Source organism: Pseudomonas sp. HR1 (genome assembly GCF_030175875.1).
Lineage (GTDB): Bacteria > Pseudomonadota > Gammaproteobacteria > Pseudomonadales > Pseudomonadaceae > Chryseomonas > Chryseomonas oryzihabitans.
The window spans coordinates 1-1,031 of sequence record NZ_JASNRF010000034.1 but is presented as its reverse complement, the minus strand read 5'-3'; the positions used below and the strand labels follow the sequence as shown (position 1 = coordinate 1,031).

Annotated in this window: 1 protein-coding gene; it reads left to right on the top strand. The window is 66.2% G+C overall.

Translation table 11 applies throughout. The annotated features are described in order from the left end of the window. Nucleotides 1-10: 10 nt before the first annotated feature. Nucleotides 11-1,031, top strand: a 1,021-nt coding sequence (locus QKY98_RS23410; RefSeq protein ID WP_502945103.1) for a mercury(II) reductase, incomplete at its 3' end; no start/stop codon positions are given.

Sequence of the window (1,031 nt, the reverse complement as noted above, 5' to 3'; positions counted from 1 at the left end):
GCGGGGATGGATGGCCGCCGCCGAAAAGCACAGTGGCAACGAGCCCCCGGTGCAGGTAGCGGTCATTGGCAGCGGTGGAGCCGCGATGGCGGCGGCGCTGAAAGCCGTCGAGCAAGGCGCGCAGGTCACGCTGATCGAGCGCGGCACCATCGGCGGCACCTGCGTCAATGTCGGCTGTGTGCCGTCCAAGATCATGATCCGCGCCGCCCACATCGCCCATCTGCGCCGGGAAAGCCCGTTCGATGGCGGTATTGCGGCAACTGTGCCTACGATTGACCGCAGTAAGCTGCTGGCCCAGCAGCAGGCCCGCGTCGACGAACTGCGGCACGCCAAGTACGAAGGCATCCTGGGCGGTAATCCGGCCATCACCGTTGTGCACGGTGAGGCGCGCTTCAAGGACGACCAGAGCCTTACCGTCCGTTTGAACGAGGGTGGCGAGCGCGTCGTGATGTTCGACCGCTGCCTGGTCGCCACGGGTGCCAGCCCGGCGGTCCCGCCGATTCCGGGCTTGAAAGAGTCACCCTACTGGACTTCCACCGAGGCCCTGGCGAGCGACACCATTCCCGAACGCCTTGCCGTAATCGGCTCGTCGGTGGTGGCGCTGGAGCTGGCGCAAGCCTTTGCCCGGCTGGGCAGCAAGGTCACGGTCCTGGCGCGCAATACCTTGTTCTTCCGTGAAGACCCGGCCATCGGCGAGGCGGTGACAGCCGCTTTCCGTGCCGAGGGCATCGAGGTGCTGGAGCACACGCAAGCCAGCCAGGTCGCCCATATGGACGGTGAATTCGTGCTGACCACCACGCACGGTGAATTGCGCGCCGACAAACTGCTGGTTGCCACCGGTCGGACACCGAACACGCGCAGCCTCGCGCTGGACGCAGCGGGGGTCACTGTCAATGCGCAAGGTGCCATCGCCATCGACCAAAGCATGCGCACGAGCAACCCGAACATCTACGCGGCCGGCGACTGCACCGACCAGCCGCAGTTCGTCTATGTGGCGGCAGCGGCCGGCACCCGTGCCGCGATCAACATGA